This is a genomic window from Robertmurraya massiliosenegalensis JC6, assembly GCF_000311725.1.
GTDB lineage: Bacteria > Bacillota > Bacilli > Bacillales > Cytobacillaceae > Robertmurraya > Robertmurraya massiliosenegalensis.
The window spans coordinates 226,599-245,849 of the sequence record NZ_HE978515.1; the positions used below are offsets into that span (position 1 = coordinate 226,599).

Annotated in this window: 16 protein-coding genes and 1 pseudogene; 3 read left to right on the forward strand and 14 right to left on the reverse strand. The window is 37.5% G+C overall.

Annotated elements, in window-relative coordinates; translation table 11 throughout:
• Positions 1-46: 46 nt before the first annotated feature.
• A complete protein-coding gene (locus BMSHG_RS17425; protein ID WP_019155748.1) occupies positions 47-1,210 on the forward strand; it encodes a pyridoxal phosphate-dependent aminotransferase in 1,164 nt (387 codons plus the stop codon).
• Positions 1,211-1,704: 494 nt separating this feature from the next.
• On the opposite strand, the gene BMSHG_RS17430 is transcribed toward BMSHG_RS17425, so the two are convergent.
• The 4 genes from BMSHG_RS17430 to BMSHG_RS17445 form a co-directional block, all read right to left on the reverse strand.
• Positions 1,705-2,409: a DinB family protein gene (locus BMSHG_RS17430; protein ID WP_019155749.1), complete on the reverse strand. Its 705-nt coding sequence runs from the start codon at positions 2,407-2,409 to the stop codon at positions 1,705-1,707.
• Between the two features lie 23 nt (positions 2,410-2,432).
• The gene (locus BMSHG_RS17435) at positions 2,433-2,918 is read right to left on the reverse strand and encodes a GNAT family N-acetyltransferase (protein WP_019155750.1); all 486 of its coding nucleotides are present in this window, start codon (positions 2,916-2,918) and stop codon (positions 2,433-2,435) included.
• Positions 2,919-3,000: 82 nt separating this feature from the next.
• Positions 3,001-4,278: an MFS transporter gene (locus BMSHG_RS17440; protein WP_019155751.1), complete on the reverse strand. Its 1,278-nt coding sequence runs from the start codon at positions 4,276-4,278 to the stop codon at positions 3,001-3,003.
• 1 nt (position 4,279) lies between these two features.
• Positions 4,280-5,596 (reverse strand): alkaline phosphatase family protein, encoded by a 1,317-nt coding sequence (locus tag BMSHG_RS17445; RefSeq protein WP_019155752.1) that lies wholly within the window; start codon positions 5,594-5,596, stop codon positions 4,280-4,282.
• 220 nt (positions 5,597-5,816) lie between these two features.
• Here BMSHG_RS17445 and BMSHG_RS17450 point away from each other — a divergent pair, with 220 nt between their 5' ends.
• On the forward strand, positions 5,817-6,245 hold the full coding sequence (locus BMSHG_RS17450; protein ID WP_019155753.1) for a cell wall hydrolase: 429 nt from the start codon (positions 5,817-5,819) through the stop codon (positions 6,243-6,245).
• Between the two features lie 51 nt (positions 6,246-6,296).
• On the opposite strand, the gene BMSHG_RS17455 is transcribed toward BMSHG_RS17450, so the two are convergent.
• The 10 genes from BMSHG_RS17455 to BMSHG_RS17500 form a co-directional block, all read right to left on the reverse strand.
• On the reverse strand, positions 6,297-7,481 hold the full coding sequence (locus BMSHG_RS17455) for an aminotransferase-like domain-containing protein (protein WP_019155754.1): 1,185 nt from the start codon (positions 7,479-7,481) through the stop codon (positions 6,297-6,299).
• 221 nt (positions 7,482-7,702) lie between these two features.
• Positions 7,703-10,831 carry an MMPL family transporter gene (locus tag BMSHG_RS17460; RefSeq protein WP_019155755.1) on the reverse strand — a complete coding sequence of 1,043 codons (3,129 nt, stop codon included), beginning with the start codon at positions 10,829-10,831 and terminating at the stop codon, positions 7,703-7,705.
• Positions 10,832-10,873: 42 nt separating this feature from the next.
• On the reverse strand, positions 10,874-11,326 hold the full coding sequence (locus BMSHG_RS17465; protein ID WP_019155756.1) for a MarR family winged helix-turn-helix transcriptional regulator: 453 nt from the start codon (positions 11,324-11,326) through the stop codon (positions 10,874-10,876).
• Between the two features lie 349 nt (positions 11,327-11,675).
• Positions 11,676-12,371, reverse strand: coding sequence for a CDP-diacylglycerol--serine O-phosphatidyltransferase (pssA, locus tag BMSHG_RS17470; protein ID WP_026073507.1), 696 nt, complete (start codon positions 12,369-12,371; stop codon positions 11,676-11,678).
• 27 nt (positions 12,372-12,398) lie between these two features.
• Positions 12,399-12,902 (reverse strand): shikimate kinase, encoded by a 504-nt coding sequence (locus BMSHG_RS17475; RefSeq protein ID WP_051030950.1) that lies wholly within the window; start codon positions 12,900-12,902, stop codon positions 12,399-12,401.
• 233 nt (positions 12,903-13,135) lie between these two features.
• Positions 13,136-13,945: a zinc transporter ZupT gene (gene zupT / locus BMSHG_RS17480; protein ID WP_019155759.1), complete on the reverse strand. Its 810-nt coding sequence runs from the start codon at positions 13,943-13,945 to the stop codon at positions 13,136-13,138.
• Between the two features lie 313 nt (positions 13,946-14,258).
• Positions 14,259-15,350, reverse strand: a complete 1,092-nt coding sequence (locus tag BMSHG_RS17485) for a GerAB/ArcD/ProY family transporter (RefSeq protein WP_019155760.1) — start codon at positions 15,348-15,350, stop codon at positions 14,259-14,261.
• The gene (locus BMSHG_RS17490; protein ID WP_019155761.1) at positions 15,347-15,568 is read right to left on the reverse strand and encodes a hypothetical protein; all 222 of its coding nucleotides are present in this window, start codon (positions 15,566-15,568) and stop codon (positions 15,347-15,349) included. Before BMSHG_RS17490 ends, BMSHG_RS17485 begins: the two co-directional genes overlap by 4 nt.
• Positions 15,568-16,722 carry a Ger(x)C family spore germination protein gene (locus BMSHG_RS27175; RefSeq protein ID WP_019155762.1) on the reverse strand — a complete coding sequence of 385 codons (1,155 nt, stop codon included), beginning with the start codon at positions 16,720-16,722 and terminating at the stop codon, positions 15,568-15,570. The genes BMSHG_RS17490 and BMSHG_RS27175 overlap by 1 nt, the downstream gene beginning before the upstream one ends.
• A 23-nt stretch (positions 16,723-16,745) precedes the next feature.
• Positions 16,746-18,314 (reverse strand): spore germination protein, encoded by a 1,569-nt coding sequence (locus BMSHG_RS17500; protein WP_019155763.1) that lies wholly within the window; start codon positions 18,312-18,314, stop codon positions 16,746-16,748.
• A 124-nt stretch (positions 18,315-18,438) separates the two neighbouring features.
• Here BMSHG_RS17500 and BMSHG_RS26470 point away from each other — a divergent pair.
• Positions 18,439-19,235: pseudogene (locus BMSHG_RS26470) on the forward strand (formate/nitrite transporter family protein).
• Positions 19,236-19,251: the final 16 nt, after the last annotated feature.

The following is a 19,251-nucleotide window of genomic DNA, read 5'->3' on the forward strand; positions in this document are numbered from 1 at the left end:
ATAGAATTTGTTTTAAAATCGCAAATACTTTTTAAAGGTGGAACATATGGAATATTCAGAAAAACTAAAAAAACTACCCGTTCAATTTTTTGCTAGTCTTGTTGCGAAAGTAAATCAAGCACTCGCAGAAGGAAGAGATATCATCAATTTAGGGCAAGGAAACCCAGACCAACCGACCCCAAAACATATTGTAAGAGCACTTCAGCAGGCAGTAGAGGATCCAAATATGCATAAATACTCTCCCTTTCGTGGACTCCAAGAATTGAGAGAGGCAGCCGCCTCCTTCTATCAATCTCAGTATGGTGTTGAAATTGATCCGAATCGAGAGGTGGCCATTTTATTTGGCACCAAAACCGGGCTTGTCGAACTTCCCCTTTGTTTATTGAATGAAGGCGATTTAATGCTTCTCCCTGACCCAGGCTATCCTGATTATCTATCTGGTGCCGTACTTGCTAGCGTCAATTATAAACTGTTCCCACTAGAAGCAAAGAATCAATTTTTACCCGAGTTTAACTCGATTCCGAAGGAGCAAGTTGAAGCAGCCAAGCTGATGTATTTGAATTATCCTAATAATCCTACGGGAGCTACTGCTGATTTACGTTTTTTTGAAGAGACGGTCCGCTTTGCAAAAGAAAATGATATCACCATCCTTCATGACTTTGCCTATGGAGCGATTGGCTTTGATGACAATAAACCGGTCAGTTTCCTAGAAGCGGAAGGTGCTAAGGATATTGGGGTGGAGATGTACACCTTATCAAAAACTTATAATATGGCTGGATGGCGAGTAGGCTTTGCTGTCGGTAACGCTAAAATTATCGATGCCTTGAATCTTATTCAAGATCATCTTTACGTGAGTTTATTTCCGGCGATCCAAAAAGCTGCTGTTGCCGCATTAACAGAGGAACAAAGTTGTGTCGACGAGCTAATCAATCGTTATGAAAATCGACGAAATGCTTTGGTTGAAGCCTGTCTTGAAATTGGCTGGAAGGTCAAAGCCCCTGCAGGTTCCTTTTTTGCATGGTTACCTGTTCCCGCCGGTTATACAAGTGAACAATTTGCCGATCTTCTCCTTGAACAAGCTGATGTCGTTGTTGCACCTGGAAATGGCTTTGGAACATATGGAGAAGGCTATGTTCGTGTCGGTCTCCTTGTCGATGAAGAACGCCTTGTCGAAGCCATTAATCGGATTGGTCAATTGAATATTTTTTAATATTAGGAGAAATGGCTGTGACATAACTAGCTTCAAATCATGAGAAAGGTGAATATGAGGGTACTCAAATTCACCTTTCTCTATTTTTGTCTTAACGCAAGACCTTCGATTTTCCTCGCACAAAAAAATCGAGTGAAACGCAAATTAGCCTTCAACAATCCAAGCGATTTCCGCTTCCTCTAAATTTCTACTATAAGACCCATTTTTGCTCCGACCATCTCTCACCCCTAAGCGGAATTTTTCCTGTTATCTCCTCAATGGAGTCCCTTTTTGGGAAAATAACGGAAGATTTTCCGCTTACGGAGGGCAAAATTGTTTATTTTAGCATTTTTTGAGGGAATAGCAGGAAATTTTCCTGTTATTTCGCCTCCTTATCATGATGATTGCTCATTAAGCGGAATTTTTCCTGTTATTTTTCATACTGATACGCCAAATGCGAGGGAATTTATCCACTCCAAACTAGAGTCAAAGAGTTGTTACTACCGACTTTTTGATCAAGCCTTCTTCTTCACTCTCTTTTGGTATTTATTCTTTATTCTATGGCATTTATTCAAATGCAAAAAAATATGTCTCGTTGCAGGCATGAGGAGTAAACCGGCAACCGTTTTTTTACTCCAATATCGGGCTAACCATTCAGATTGTTTCTGAAGAGCATTCTCTCGATACAGTTGTTCGATCCTCTCTTTATCTATTTCCATATTTAATTGTGTTGGCTTAAGTGATGAAACAATATTGCGAGTTTCTCTCCCCACCTCCTTCCTATATGCTATTAATGCTTGCAAATCAATACGTTTGCTTAGCTTAGCAATATCCTCATCTACCATATCGTTTCCTGAATGAAGATAAGACACATTCATATCCGCTAACCAATTTCCCCTATGTAAAACTTGACTTCTATTAGCGACCAATATATTCATCGTTATATCTTCAATTCTAGTAATATGCCATAAATGCCACGCAATTGAATTTTTGGTATCGGGTGTTAATACTGGGTACTGCCTAACGATCACTTCGTCCAAATCCTTTAAAAGAGCATCTTCAAGTGTCTCTTTGGGGCTATTACTAAGTGCTGAGTTATGTAACCATCCATGTTGAGTTAAAAACAGCTCAGTAGCAAAAACAAAATCAACGGGATTAACGATAATTTCTTTCAACTTTTTATGATTTTCATTCCATCTCTTTCTTGCCCATTTATCCATTTTTTCACTCCTAAACTCGAAGCCTATAACACCAGCATCATTCGTATTGTTTTTAATAGATGACCATCAAAGTTATCATCAAATTCTGAGATCACTTTAAAACCTTTTGCCTCGTAAAACCTTTTCCCAATCTGATTATCCTTTTCTACGTTGATAAAAACGGTCCTAGCATCTGGAGATAATTGCACACCTTTTTCGAGTAGAGCACTTCCAATTCCTTTTCCTTGTTGTTCAGGGGAAAGGTATATAGCTCCCAACTCCATTTCGCCTTCCCCTTTTACTGGAGAAAAGTTAGCAAAACCTAGGATTTCCTCTTTTTCTTCAGCTACAAGAAAAAGAGAATGGAAAATACGTCTATGTAACATCTCATCACTGTATGCTGAACTTAAAAATTGATTTTGAATCTCTAAAGGAATAATTCCCTCATACGTTGCATGCCAGCTTTTATGAGCGATCTTTTGAATTTGTTTCACATCATCTTTTTGTGATTTTCTAATCAAATATGCCATTCCTTCACAATCCTTTCATCTTTTAGTATAAGAATATATGATAACAAAGGAGCTAGGGAAATGCCCCAAGCTCCTTTGTCTATTATTTTGCCATTCCTTCTTCAAGCGTTACTTCATCTGGGTTAGGCACTCGAAGCAGTATGAGTGCTCCAATGATAAATAAGATGACGAGACTAAATACACCAAAGCTCGTGTTTCCAGTTATTTGAGCTGTTAACCCCAGTAGAACAGGTCCTGCCACGGCAGCAAACTTTCCAAAAATGCTATAAAATCCAAAGAATTCATTCGATGATTCCTTCGGCACAAGTTTTGCAAAATAAGAACGGCTTAATGACTGAATTCCACCTTGTGCTGTACCTACAAGTAGCGCTAAAATCCAGAAATCTAAGGCGGAATCTAAGAAGAAAGCATAGCAACAAATAAAAATGTAAATCAAAATGCCAAACATGATCAATTTCTTATCCCCATACTTTGTCCCGAGCTTCCCAAATATAACTGTAAATGGGGCCGCTATAACCTGGGTCACGAATAAAACGATGAGAAGTGTGGAAGAACCAATACCTAAATCAGAACCATAAGCTGTCGACATTTTAATGATGGTGTGAACCCCATCAATATAAAAGAAGTACGCTAGTAAAAATAAGAATAAGGGACGGTACATTTTAATATTTTTGATCGTCTCAAATAGCTTTTTAAAACTTGCTTTGACTGGATTTGGAACTCTTTCGACATAATATTTTTGCTCTACATTTTTTAACATCGGAATCGTGAAGAGTCCCCACCACAGTCCGGTGATCACAAAGGCAATTTGACTAGCTACCGTTACTGACAATGGAATAATACTTTCTTGAGCAAGTAAAATAATCGCAATAGATATAATAAATGGTATGGTACTACCTATGTAGCCAATGGCATAGCCGTGAGCCGAAATTTTGTTCATTCTCTCCTCTGTTGTTACATCTACGAGGAAGGCATCATAAAAAATATTTGCTCCGGCAAAGCCGACCGAGGTAATGACAAAGAAAATTAATAATAGTAGCCATTGATCGGAAGGAACAATAGCTAATAGTAAGGTGAAAACAACACCTAGCGCCGTAAAGAACACAAAAAACCGTTTCTTAAATCCTTTAAAATCTGCAATTGTCCCTAATATCGGTGCGAGTATCGAAACAATCAATGTAGCAATGGAGTTCGCATACCCCCAATAAGCGGTAGATGTAGACGCTGAAATTCCTGCTTCTGTCGCAACAGACTTAAAATACAATGGCATAATAGCTGTTACAATAACGATTGTATACGCAGAGTTGGCCCAATCATACAGCGCCCAACTTCGTTCAGGAGTGTTCAATTTTTTCTCCACATTAATCCCCCTCTAATAACCCTTGAATGACATTTCCATCTGTATTGCCTAAATCTAAATCCAATAATTTTGCTAATGTTGGTCCAATATCGATAAGACGAGCAAATGGGATTTCCTCATTTGCACGGATCCCTTTACCAGCAGCGAAAAGAAAGGTTTTATATTCTAGTTTTTCTGGGGAATAGCCATGAGAAGCTAGCATATATTTATCATTTTCGTGTCTATTATCTAATGTCACAAAACGTAGATAATCACCTTGATAGTCTTCAATAAAGTAAAATCCTAGCGCTGCTTCTAGCATAAAACTACATTCCGGATCGGCACCTAATTCAGAAGCATCTTCTCCTGTAATGACGGTTTCGATACCATTTTTTGATTCCTTCATCAAATGATAGAGGACCTTCTCGACTTTCTCCTTTGTCTCGCTATCATGCCTGTCTTTTAAATATATATATGCTGAACCATCACACCCTTTACAATAGGCCTTCCAATCGATCATCTTCCCTTTAGGATTAACTGTGATCAATCCATTGTTTCGTAAAGCGACATTCACACTAACTGCTTTATTTTCATCTAATGCAGCATGATCTCCCAGAACAACAATGGTCGTCTCCTTATCATTTCCATTATCTTCAACTGCATCAAGAATAGCACCTAAGCGTTCATCATGTCGATGTAGTGCTTCTATTGCCTCTTCTGACGCAACACCATAATCGTGTCTCATCGTATCAAGGTCAGTAAAATGAACAAGCAATAAATTCGGTCGTTTCGTCCGTATCGTATGTACAGTAGATTGTAAAACAAAATCATCTAATTGAGGTTGTTTAATTCCATTACGAATGTGCCCAAACAGTTTATTCAATTCCCATTGGTAAGAGGGTGTACCGTTCATTAATGAAACGATAATTTGATGATGCCACGGTCGATTAGCAAATATCTCAGGTAAATTGTACTGAATCGATTTTGCTTTTCCAGTAACAGGCCAAAGTAAAGCAGCAGTCGTTAAATTTGCCTTATATGCTTCATCATATAGGGTGGTCCCTTTTATTTTACTCCGATACCAATTCCAGTCAGGGGAAGGTCTCCCTGGTTGCAATAAGGTGTTATTAACAATGCCATGTTTTTTAGGAAACTTGCCTGTGACAATCGTTGTGTGACAAGGATAAGTAAGCGAAGGATAAATGGTCTCCACTTCTCGTACAAATGAGCCTTGTCTTAAAATCCTTTTGAAATTCGGTAATTTTTTTATGATTGGATAGTCGTTAGCAGATAGACAATCCAACGAAATAACAATTAAACGATTGGTTAATGCCGCCATTCATAAGTCCCCTCAACTTTTCCTGATAAAGGAAATTACTTATCTATATTTTCATTGTACTATTATCGTTAATAAAAAGAATAGCTTCTATTGTAAATTTAGTCTAAATTTTCTAGGAAATTCAACATTCATAAGTTTCAAGATTAATCCCTGTTTTTGAAGAAACATCACTAAAAGTTAGAATACGATAGGTGTATGAACATTACCAGGGGGTGAAGGAATGGCAGTTGTAAAAGCAACGAATGCAGATATTGATTTGTTAGCAAGACTGCTTCGAGCAGAAGCTGAAGGAGAAGGTCAAGATGGGATGCTCATGGTTGGAAATGTAGGAATAAATCGTATAAGGGGAAATTGTTCTGATTTTAAAGGGCTCCGCACGATTTCAGAAATGATTCATCAACCACATGCTTTTGAGGCTACACAAAAAGGATATTTTTATCAGCCTGCAAGAGAGGTCGAAAGAAAATTAGCGCGACGTGTAATTGCTGGTGAACGCGTATGGCCGTCAAAATTTAGTTTATGGTATTTTAGACCTCCAGGAGATTGCCCGCCTCAGTGGTATAATCAACCGCTTGTAGGTAGATTCAAACTCCACTGTTTCTATGAACCAACAGCAGAAGAATGCGAAAACATTTATAATACATTTTAAAAGTAATAACCTACTAGAAAGAGTCAGCGAATGTTCACTGACTCTTCTTCATTAAACCGTCACTTGCTTTGTCAAAACGGAAACAAGACGGTCCATTCCAAGTTTTATATTTTCCGGTGTAGAGTGACTGAAATTCAAGCGGAATGTATTTAACTTTGGCTCATTTACATAGAAAGGTGTACCTGGTACATACGCAACTCCTTTTTTAACCGCTTCAGCTAAAAGATTGGTCGCATCCAGATTCTCATCCCCTTCAATCCACATGAACATGCCGCCTTTTGGCTCCTCCCATTTAAATAAGCCACGATCAAGTTTATTAAGATAATCCCTCATAATCGTCATGCGGAAATAATATTCTTTCCTCAACGTTTCAATATGATTTTGCAAATCAAAATCCCTCATAATGTAATATAGAGCTTGTTGGTCTATTGAACTAGAATGTAAATCAGTCATCTGCTTCGCTTGTGACATCATCGCAATAACTTCAGCTGGACCTGTTACCCAACCTGTTCTCAATCCAGGAACAACCGTTTTTGAAAAGGTACTTGTATAAAGAATATGGCTTCCCTTTTCATCAAAAGAAGCAATTGGACGAAATGTATCATTGGTGAAATTTAATTCTCCATATGGATCATCTTCCAATGTTAAAACATGATACTGATAACATAGTTCGACTAATTTTTGACGTCTTTCTTCATTCCAAATTTTTGCTTCCGGATTTGAAAACGTTGGGACAATATAGACGAATTTAGGTTGGTATATCCGCATTTTTTCTTCTAAATCTTGCGGGTCCATCCCATTTTCGTCACCTTTTACCGCAACCACCTTAGCACCATACGAACGAAATACTTGCAAAGCTGCCAAATATGTAGGATCTTCTGTTAGAACGACATCACCTTCTGCTAGCATGATTCTTGAAAATAAGTCAATAACCTGCTGGGAACCCGTTGTTAATAAGATCTTCTCAACTGTTGACTGAATTCCTTTTTGTGCCATTACAGTTTGCAAAGACTCTCTTAGTGGCGTAAAACCTTCTGTTAAGCCATACTGTAGTGCTGTTTTTCCAGAAGCAAACACTTTTTCATATGCGTTTTGTACGGCTTCAATCGGAAAGTAATCATCAGATGGTAGTCCTCCTGCAAAAGATATAACATTACCTTGTTGTATGACACTTAAAATATCTCGAACTGCTGATGATTTAAAGTGTTTAGTTTGCTCTGAGAATGAATAATCCATTTGGGTCCCTTCCTTTTTTAAAAAAATAGTCAGCTAAATTCATAATAGAATATACGATAATTTTTTAAATTATCTGTATCTTAAAAAAGATTTTCTCTTATCATATACCTTCTGTTTCTTTGTATCAAGAGTTTTTTCATTCAAAAGTTATATTATTTTAGCAATCGAAATATTTCTATACTATAAAAAAGAAGCACGAGTAATTTCGTGCTTCATCCAATTTATACTCTTTTAAATGGCCACCAGTTTGCTTCTCCGAAGTTTTTCACCATTACTGGGATAAACATAGGTAACACTACAAAAGCATACAATAACAATCCGACAATGGTAATGGATGCGATTTGTACTAATGACAGCATACCAGAAGGAATCATTGCTGCAAATGTACCGCCTAATATGATAGCCGCTGAAATGATAACTGTACCCATCTTTTTCATAGCCATAAACATTGCTTGACTAATCAATAAGTCTTTATACTCATTGAAGCGATCCATTAAAAATATACTATAGTCAACCCCAAGAGCAACTAAAATGACGAAGGCAAAGAACGGAACAGCCCAGCTTATACCACCATATCCTAATATATTGACAAATAGTACTTCATTTATCGCCATTGATGTAAAATACGTGAGAATTAATGAACCAATGATATAAAGAGGCATGATTAATGAACGGAAAAGAAAGACTAAAATAATCGCAATACCTATTAACATATATACCACTGTTCTAGAATAATCTTTTTCAGACATTGCACTTAAATCAGCATTAGTACTTGTAATTCCACCTATGGCCACTTTCGCATTTTCTAACTTCGTTCCCTTCGTTGTGCGCTCAACTGCTTCGCTCATCTCATCTACTTGAGCAATCGCATCGTTCGAATATGGACTCGCATCAAAAATGACATCCATCGTCATTACTTTCCGATCTTCTGACATATACGTATCTAGTACTTGAATAAAATCGTCACTTTTTAGTACTTCAGCAGGAAGATACAACCCACTCATTTCTCCCGCTTCTGATAATCCAGTAAGATAATCCTGGGCGGAACCTAATCCTTCCGATACTTGATTAAGTCCATCTGAACTTTGATCGAGCCCTTCCGTTAGCATCGATAATTGCTCACCAAGATCCCCGAAGCCATCAAGAAGTTGCTTTTGTCCATCATTTACACTCACGATCCCTTGTGCCAATTGCGGTAGATTTCTCACAATCCTATCTTGACCATCAGCCAACTTGTTTAATCCGGCTTGTTGAGCTTCAATTCCTTCCAGTAATTGTTGAAGACCAGTACCCAGTTCAGTTCTCCCTTTTTGAAGAGCCAAATCAAAGCCTGTATTTGCTTTATCCATCCCTTCATTAATTCCTGAAAGACCTCCATTTAATTGTTTGATAGAATCCATTAAACCCGACTGTTGATCCGGAATACCGTGAAGATATCCATTTACCGTACCTTTCAATACTTGATACTGTGGATCAGTAGCAAGGACTTCATATTGATTGTCTAGATAAATAAATAATGAATCGGTCGTATCAGCTAGCCCTCCAATTGCCGCGCCTAGCTGTTGATAACCAGAGCTTAATTGTGAAATATTTTCGCCTATCAAATTATAGTTTGCTAAAAGCTCACTTCTGTACTTATCAAGTAATAGCTCGGCCCCAGATTTTGCTTGTTCCAGTCCTTTTATAATTTCTGTTGAACCAGCTGATCCTTGACGAATACCATCTTCAATTTTCGCCAAATTTGTTTGGATCTCTGTTAAACCTTCTTGAAGTTGACCTGTACCTGAAATCAATTCATTTATCCCATCTGTTGCCTCGTTCAGTTCTGGTTCAGATTTTGATAATTCCTGACTTGCTTCCTGTAAACCGTCACTGATTTTCAAAATCCCTTCTTTTCCAGTTCCAAGCCCTTCTCCAAGTGTTTCTGCTTGTTTTGCCACAAGAAAGTCCTCAATTGGTTCTCCTGTTGGCATCGTAACGGAACGAACCGTTTGTACCAATTCAATCTTATCTAATTCTTTCGTTATTTGATCCACAAGTGCAATATACTCAACAGAATCCATCGCTTCATCATTCTTGATGACAATGTTTGTTGGCATTGCTTCGCCTGGACTAAAGCTATCGGCGATTACATCAAAGGCCTGAATAGAGCCCACTTCACCACTTATTTCTTCCATAGAGTCAAAGGATAATTCTCCATCATAGGTCATTAAAAATGGTACACAAATAATCGCAACAAGAAGTAAAGATACGAACGGTCTTCCAAGAGAGAATTTCCCTGCCAACGCCCAAAGTTTGCTATCAGCATGCTCCCCGTTACTCTTTGATGGCCAAAAAAGCTTGCCTCCAAGCACTGCCATGAAAAACGGCACAATCGTAAAGAGAGCCAATAGTAAAATGGCAACTCCTACTGCTACAGCTGCGGCTGATTGATATAAGATGAATTGGGAAAAGCCAATTGCGGCAAAACCAATCATTACAGCAATTCCACTAAACAGAACGGTTCTTCCGGCATTCCGATACGTTTCAACAATTGCTTCTGCAACCGTCTCTTTTTGCGATAATTCTTCCTTAAATCGACTTAGTAAAAGAATACAATAATCGGTCCCAATTCCAAAAAGAATCGCTACCAAAAAAATCTGTGTATACGTGGAAATCGGAAAATCCATTTGGTCCACCAAAAAAGAAACGATCGATTGGGACGTTAAATAAGTAATACCAACTGTAACCAATGGGATAACTGGTGCAATAAATGATTTAAAGACAAGGAGTAGCACCACTAATATGAAAACAACTGTGATCCCTTCTGTCTTCTTTAATCCCTCTTGGGAGCTATTTACTAAATCTTCATTGATGAGCCATTCACTTGTAAAGTAATGATCTACTTTTACATCATTTAACGTTCGATACAAAGCTTCCTCAACTTCTTTTTGCTCTCGATCCTCCCACTTCAGACTAATGGATACAAGAATCGCTTTCCCATCCTCTGATACAAGCTGTTCCTTTAGAACATCCTCATTAAAGTGAGTGAGAATATTTGTGATCCCAAGCTCATTTTTTTGCTCTTCAAGAAGACGTACTGCCCTCTCTGCTTCTTTTATATCTCCGCTCGTTAATTGAGCTTCATTATGAAAGACTAGTGCTACCGTCGTTTCACTTTCTCCACCTTCCTGGTCTTGAACCTCCTGCAAAATCTTTCCGGCTTGGGAGGATGAGTACTCATCTGGCACTTTTAATTGCCCTTTTTCCCGTACAAGATCACTCATATTTGGTGCAGCAAAAAATAAACCTACGGCAGTAATCACCCACACAATCAAGACTAACCATTTATTGTTAACAATTTTATTCAATTTCCTTCCCCCATTAATCAGTCTTTTTTGTCTGATTTTCTTCTATTTCATATTCTTAAGTTCAATAAAAGCACGGTTTAATTTTTCATATGTTCCAATAAATTGTTCAATTTCAGATGGTTCAAACTGAGAAATCAGCCCTTGAACTAATTGATTGACTCTCTCTTCAACTTTCCTGTAAAATTCTTCGCCCTTTTCTGTCAATGTCAAGTATACAACTCGACGGTCCTTTTCATCTCTCGTTCTTTGAATAAAGCCTTTATCACATAGTCGGGTTATGATTGCTGTAATCGCACTTTTTTTCACTTCAAACTCTTCAGCAAGAATGGTTGATGTACATGAAACAACTCGGTTTATATACCTTAAGATATGGAGTTGTTCATGTGTTAAATTGCTTCCTAATTGTTCAGAAATCAATGCTTCTGCTTTTTTCGTCACTGAAAACGAAACATCTACATAACGTTCAACCAATATTTGAATATTTTCATTACACATTTATACGATCACCACCTAATAATTAAATCGTTTAATAGTTCACCTATTTAACTATAATGAGCATTTTTTTCGTTGTCAAGATATAGAATGAAGAAGAACAAAAGCGCAAGCGCCTTGAACATCGCCGTACATAACTGGAAGGGCCTCAACTGAGATATAGGAAACCTGAATTGCGATAGCAATTCTTGGTTGACTTATCGTAGGGAGGGGACCTGAAGTTTGTTAGGCGATAGGCGCTGAAGCTAGACGTAGATACACTTCGTAACAAAGTTATACACAACTGCGAAATCTATAATTTCCTAAAAAAACAAAAAAACTCCCTCGAAATCTCGAGGAAGCTGGTTTGAATTTATTCAACTTCTTTTTTATGTCTACCCTTCACAAATCGGTAAGCTAAATACGCTACATATAAAGGTGCTGCGATATAAATTAAATAAGGAAATTTTCCATATGTTCCTTTATATATCACATAGAGAAGGCAGCCGATAAAGATCGTGACAATGGTTCCGTATTTAGGTAGTGGAACTTCCTTAAGACTAGGAATTCGAATTCTGCTGACCATTAGAAAACAAAGTGCTGTATACACTACTGTTGTGATAATATCAGGCAATCTGCCCCCAAATAAAGTCAACAGAGCAAGAATTCCCCCTGCCGCAGTTATTGGAACACCAATAAAATAATTGAGTGAGGTTTTATCCGTACTGATATTAAAACGGGCTAGACGATAGGCGCCGAACAGCGGAAATAAGCCGGCAATGAGTAAACCAATTAAACCAAATTGATGAAAATATGTATAATACACTAAAAAAGATGGTGCTACACCAAATGAAACAATATCCGCTAATGAGTCTAATTCTTTTCCTAACGTGCTATCTGCTTTTAACATCCTTGCCAAGCGACCATCCATACTATCTAACATCATCCCGATTAAAATAAGGATAGCCGCATTTTTATACTCTCCATACGACGCAAAGCCAATCGATAAAAAACCGCAATATAAGTTCCCGAGCGTAAACATATTCGGAATCGCTTTAATAAGTCTGATTCTCAACGAGGTAATCACTCCTTTTCTTTATTTTTGTGGTTCATAAAGATCCCAAGCTAGTTTAATGGAGTCTACAATATAATTAGCCACTTCTTCGATTTCAAGATGATCTGTTTCGACTCTTGAATGATGGACTGAATAAATTTCCTGTCTATCGTAAAAAAGCTTTTCAATATCTTCTATCGTCCTACCATGTAACACTGGACGGCTATCAATAAGCAAACTAATTCTATCCTTCCAAGAGTCCCAAGATAAATCAAGGAAAAATACAATCCCTTTCTGTAAACAACGTTGCTTAATGTCCTCTTGTAAAAAGGCTCCTCCACCTAATGAAATGATGTTTAAACGCTGATCACATAGCTTGAATATCATTTCCTTTTCTCTTTTTCGAAATTCGTCTTCTCCGAAGTTTTCAAATATTTCCCTTACAGACATTCCATATTCTTTTTCTATTTCTGCATCAACATCATAAAAATCACGATACAGCTTTTTTGCCACTTCACTACCAATCGTTGTTTTGCCAACACCCATGAAGCCAATAAAAATGATACTTTTTTCTCTAAGGGGGATATTTCTTATTGCCAACTTTTACACTCCTCTTACAGGCTTATGCAAACATATTGCATACTCCACTTGCTCAAGTAATCTCATTATAATTTTAATTATCGCTAATTTCTAGTGGCAATTAGGGTCACCCGTTCTTTAATAGTAAAAGCTGACTCCATTGATCAAGAAGATTGACCAATCGAATCAGCTTCAAAAGTTTATATGACTAATAATAAGCTAATGGCCATAACACCCATTCCTGCAATTAACCCGTATATGGAAATATGGGCTTCATCAAATTTCTTGGCGGCTGGCAATAATTCATCGAGAGAAATAAAAACCATAATTCCCGCTACTCCAGCGAAGATGATCCCAAACATGACATCATTCAAAAATGGCATAAGCAAGAAGTATGCTGCCACCGCACCAATTGGCTCAGAAAGACCTGATAAAAAGGAAAGCTTAAATGCTTTTTTCCGATCCCCTGTTGCAAAGTAAACGGGAACAGAAACAGCAATCCCTTCTGGAATATTGTGAATCGCAATCGCTATGGCAATGGGAATTCCAAGTGCTGGATCCTGCAGAGCTGATGTGAAGGTGGCAATCCCTTCTGGAAAGTTATGAATGGCAATCGCAAGGGCTGTAAATGTCCCCATTTTCAAAAGCGCTGGATCTTGAACTGCTTTTTTATTGGATTCCATATCTTCGACCTTTTTCAGTTCATGAGGATTTCCCTGCTTCGGTATAAATTTATCAATGAGTGCGATGAGAAGCATTCCACCGAAAAAGCCGCCAACTGTAGCCCAATTCCCAGATTTTTCTCCTAACGAGCCGACAAGCGCATCCTGCGCCTTTACGAAAATTTCTATCATGGACACATAAATCATAACACCTGCTGAAAAACCAAGTGCAAGGGAGAGAAACTTCGTATTCGTTGTTTTCGTAAAGAAAGCGAGAACACTCCCGATGCCAGTTGCCAAACCAGCCATTAATGTGAGTCCAAATGCAAGCAATAAATTTTCATCCATTTCTCATTCTCCTTCTAATTGACTTTCCCATTTTTGTTTACAGAGAAAATTATCGTTTATTACTTACCTTCAAAGTGCTCTCATATTTAATTCGCTAAATTGATTCTATGCATATATATAAAAATGTTTCATCTAGTAAACATTTTAACTCATATGAAACTTACCTGACAACTTAAAGATCTTAGCTTACTATTATTGTAGGAAAAAAGAGGAGAAAAAATAACCCTCATGTTGCTTCATTTTATAATTAACGAATATAACATATGGAAATTTAAAGACATAAGAAAGAACGATTACTGAAAAAAACAGAGGACTAACCCTCTGCCTTTTTCTTCCCTTTCCCCCTTTTTCTCTTTATCAGTAAAAAGACGGTTACAATACTACTTTCTAGCAGAAGCCCTTTTGTTGGCCAAGTGAAGAATGAATATTCAATAGAATCAAGATTATTTTTGGATAAATGAATCGTTAATCCTAACAACAAAGCCAACGGTACCAAGCTAAGATCAGAGTCTGTCTTTCTAAACACATTCATTAATTTATTGATGCAAAACATTAATAACGAAAGTTTGCAGAGCATCGAGGGAATCCACACTACTTCAATGACCAAATCTAAACGGTCAAGAAAATCGGTTAGGTTAATCTGTTGAATAAGGGCGATGTTTGGATAAGTTGCCTCCGAAGAAACTGCAACTCCAAGAACCGTAATATTCAATACAATTAGTATAAATAGCAGTAAAAAACCCACGCTTGTTCCGATCAATCCTGCTTTTTTTAAATGTTCAATTGGTTTAAAGAAAACAAATAAAAAAACGATAATAATCGCTTCCATCATCCACGGGAAAAAAATATACGACGATTTTAAAATTTCGGGAACTGAGTTTACTCCACCTATTGGTAAAAGATTAGGCAGTTGAATCTCATTTATCAGCATGAATGGTAATGCGATAACCACTGCTGAAATGGTCATAAAATGGATGACGGTAATTCTTGAAATTACCTCAACACCTGTTAAAGTAATATAAATTAACGTCAGTGTGGTCAATATCGCGATAACTTCTATTGGCGTATCAGGTAGTAAAACACCATCGATAAAACTGTTAACGGCACGAAAATCTCGGATAAACATAAATAAAATAAAGAAAAAGAAGAGGATGAGAAAAGTGTTCTGAAGCCATGTTTTTTTATCAGCATTAAACAATCCTCTCATTTTCTTTAATTTTTCCGGATTTCTACAAAGTAAGAAAATAAGCATGATTGTGAGAAGATATGTAAGCGGGACAACGAGCCATGTATTTTGCTTAGAAACTTCAATCATGATTTGCGGCAATGAAATAAGCGTGCCTGAAAAGATAAAGTTCCCGATTAGACAGGCGATTTGAAAGGTGGAAAGTTGTTGTCTAATCATATTTTAATCACATGCTTAGTTATTTCGCCTAATGTTTGGTTGAAAAAACTGGTAATTCGATCAATTGGAACTTCAAAGAAAATAAAAGTAGCCATTGTAATGGATAAAAACGAGAAGAAAAAGAATGCGCGACGCTCTTTTTTATCTTTCATAATCGCTTTTCGAAGCCTGATGAAATAAATCGTTAAACAGAGAACAATCATTAACAGTATCCGCATCACTTTGCCTCCCTTATTTTAATTCCTTTATTGTTCACTCTTGTAATCTCTGCATTTACATCTATATGGATTTTTAAATTCGGGAGTATATCCCTCCATTTTTTGGCCAAATGTTTTTCCCAAAGAATATTATCTGTTTTATACACAAACCAACCTAGACCATATGGATCTATCCCTTCAGATTTCGCATGGTCGATGACTCCTTCGACTTGTTTCCTTATCTGGTCGGCAAATTTAGTGGTGGCCATTTTATAAACTTCTTCATCTTCTAAATCAAGCATCGCTTCATTTTGTAAAAGTGTTCCATTTACAAAGAGCCCAATCGTAAACTCCGGAATATGATTGTTTACCTGATAACTTGGTTTAAGTTTATAATCACGAATGATTAAATTTAATTCAGACTCTTTGTCAATGGCGACAGTGATTTTCTTTTGCCGCATTTTATTATGTAGCCAATAAATTCCACTTGTTTCATCCTCATTGGTAAAAAATTTTAAGGTATCATCCTTCATAATCCCGATTGAGTCCAGTTGAACTTCCTTTCTTTCGTCATTGCCTTTATTTTGTGTGTTTACTGTTTTAACGACGGGGATGATCGGATCCTTTCCAGGGAGATGCAAATCATTAATAACATCACGAGTATCGATATTTAAGTTTGTTTTCGCCAGCTCCCTCACCGCTTCAGAAGGAAGCAGTTCAAAATGGGGAGATGCTGTCAAAATATCAAGAGCTTCACCTTTAGCAATGAGCAAAAAAGTAGATAAGCGGGATTCGGGATGCTCCAAAATATAATTTAATGAACGCTCAATTCCTCCTGAAGCTACCTCTTCCCCAAAGATAAAAACACGACGATGGGCTAAAAATAACTCACGTGACACTCGTTTTTGCAGGTCATCATCCGCCTCCCTTATATTTCTCCCTTTGCCTGAATCAACATAAAATGGAGAGTTCCCACTAGTTCCTCCACCACCACTTGGACCGCCCATTGCACTTGGCAAAGGTGTCTGGGCAGAAATACGAAAATCATTTTCCCCTAATTTGTCAAATCCGGTCGCAATGACAAACGCTAAATCATTCACTTCTGTACGGTCCCAGCATCCACTCAAAAGTGACACACAAATGAATAATATTATGATAAAACAGCTTTTTTTCATCCGAATACACCTCTACTGTAGAACTACTCATTATTCATTGGTGATGGCCTCAAATGATCAGTTTGTCTTTTCACATTCTCTCGTATCGTTTGAGTAGGACGTCTGTCCATTGCCCACCATGGTGCACGTATAAATACATCCTTTAGCTCTTTCCAATTTAATGGACCTAGTGGAGAAAAATATGGAGCTCCAAATGAGCGAAGTTTACATAAATGGGTAACAATCATGATGGAGCCAATTGAAACCCCAAACAAGCCAAAAAGGCCAGCAAGAACCATCATCGGAAACCTTAGCATACGAATCGTTATCGCTAGATTGAATTTAGGAATGGTGAATGAAGCGATACCTGTTAAACTAACAATGATGACCATCGGGGCAGATACAATTCCTGCCTCAACAGCAGCTTGTCCAATGACAAGAGCACCGAGGATACTCACTGCTTGCCCAATCACCTTGGGTAAGCGTAGACCTGCTTCCCGAAGCGACTCAAAAGCGATCTCCATAATCATCGCTTCAACAAATGCCGGGAATGGAATCGCCTCTCTACTTGCGGCAATACTATATAGTAAATTGGTGGGGATCATTTCTTGATGATACGTTGTTACCGCAATATAAATGGCTGGTAGCATTAAGGCTAAGAAAATCATTAATATCCGTAAAGCTCTAATGAAAATGGAAATATGAAAGCGATGATAATAATCTTCATTTGCCTGTAGTAGTTGCCAAAAGGTTGTTGGCAAGATTAATGTAAATGGACTTCCATTCACAAGTATTGCCACACGACCTTCCAAAAGATTGCCTGCTACTGTATCTGGACGTTCTGTATTTTGGATTTGTGGGAATAGACTTCTTGGTTCATCTTCAATGAGTTCTTCAATATAGCCACTTTCTAAAATAGCATCAATTTTTATGCGGCTAAGACGTTTTTGAACTTCTGCTACTAAATCTGGTGAAGCAAGATTATCAAGATACATGACCCCTATAATCGTTCTCGTTTCTGTTCCGATTTCTCTCGTGATTAATTTAAGATGACTTGACCTAATTTTTTGTCTAATTAAGGCGATATTAACAGCAATACTTTCTGTAAACCCTTCTCTAGGTCCACGGACTGCTGTCTCCGTTTCAGGTTCTGCTACTGCTCGTCTTTCACCACCTTTCGCATTTAAGACGAGTGCCTGAGCAATGCCATCGACTAAAAGTATCGTATTGCCATCTAACACCTGCTTCACAATCTCAGCTAACTGGTTTGCTTCCAAAACATCACTAATTGAAACCATTTTTTGTTGGATATAGTCAGCTGTTAAATCGTCTATTTGGGTTTCAGATAATAATTCGTGCAATGCATTAAATTGGATACTTGTATTGTCAATTAATCCATCTATAAAAATTAAGTAAGCAGTTCTTTCTTCGACCTTTAAAGGACGGAATTTAACATCTGAACAGTCCGTAAATATCGATTTTAGAAGATCAATATTACGTGTAATTTCCCCCACTACTTCCTTTTCAATTTGGCGCTGTAATTCTATCGTCTCTTTAAGCTTTTTAGGTTTTTTCAAATGGCGGCGCACGAACTCCCCCCTCCCTTGATCCATTTTTTCATAATATCCCCAATTCCTCCTTTTATATGAAAACAGATTATTTTTGATGTACCCCTACATATTTCTTCATGACATACAAAAAATAGGGTATAAAATTTGCTCAGAATGGATGGTTTTGATGGAAGTAAAACCGTTATTAGAGGTCGAAAAATTAGCGTTAAAAAAACAAAAATATTATCATATTAATCCGATTCATTATATTTTAAGAGCCGCATTAGCTAGTATGTTTATTGGTTTCGGAGTCATTGTTGCCTTTAAAACAGGGGGATATTTTTATAATGAACATTCACCTGTTGCTTATCCAATGGCAGCTTTCACATTTGGCGCAGCGATCATTTTAATCGCTAACGGTGGAGGAGATTTGTTTACAGGGAATACATTTTATTTTACTTTCGCTGCTTTACGAAAAAAATGAAGTGGGTAGATGTGGCGATTCTCTTAACATGGAGCTATATCGGTAATATTATTGGGGCCACCATGTTTGCGCTTCTTATTTTCACGACTCAACTGTATGCAGAAGCTTCCGTCAATGCCTATCTCCTTGATGTTGTAGAGAAAAAAATGCATATTCCAACAACCGAGTTATTCTTTCGCGGTATTCTTTGTAATTGGCTCGTGTGCCTTGCCTTTTTTATTCCGATGACATTAAAGCAAGATGGAGCAAAGCTATTCGTCATGATCTTATTTGTTTTCTGTTTTTTTATTTCTGGTTATGAACACAGTATTGCTAATATGTGTACATTTGCGATCGCACTCGTACTCAATCACCCAGGCACGATTTCTTTCGGTGGCGTTATTCATAATTTAGTACCTGTTACAATAGGGAATTTAATCGGTGGAAGTGTTTTGATGGGATATATGTATTATTTTGTAAATAAACCTTTTTTGGAAGAAATGACGAATGATGAAGCTTGATGATTACTTGCATAGT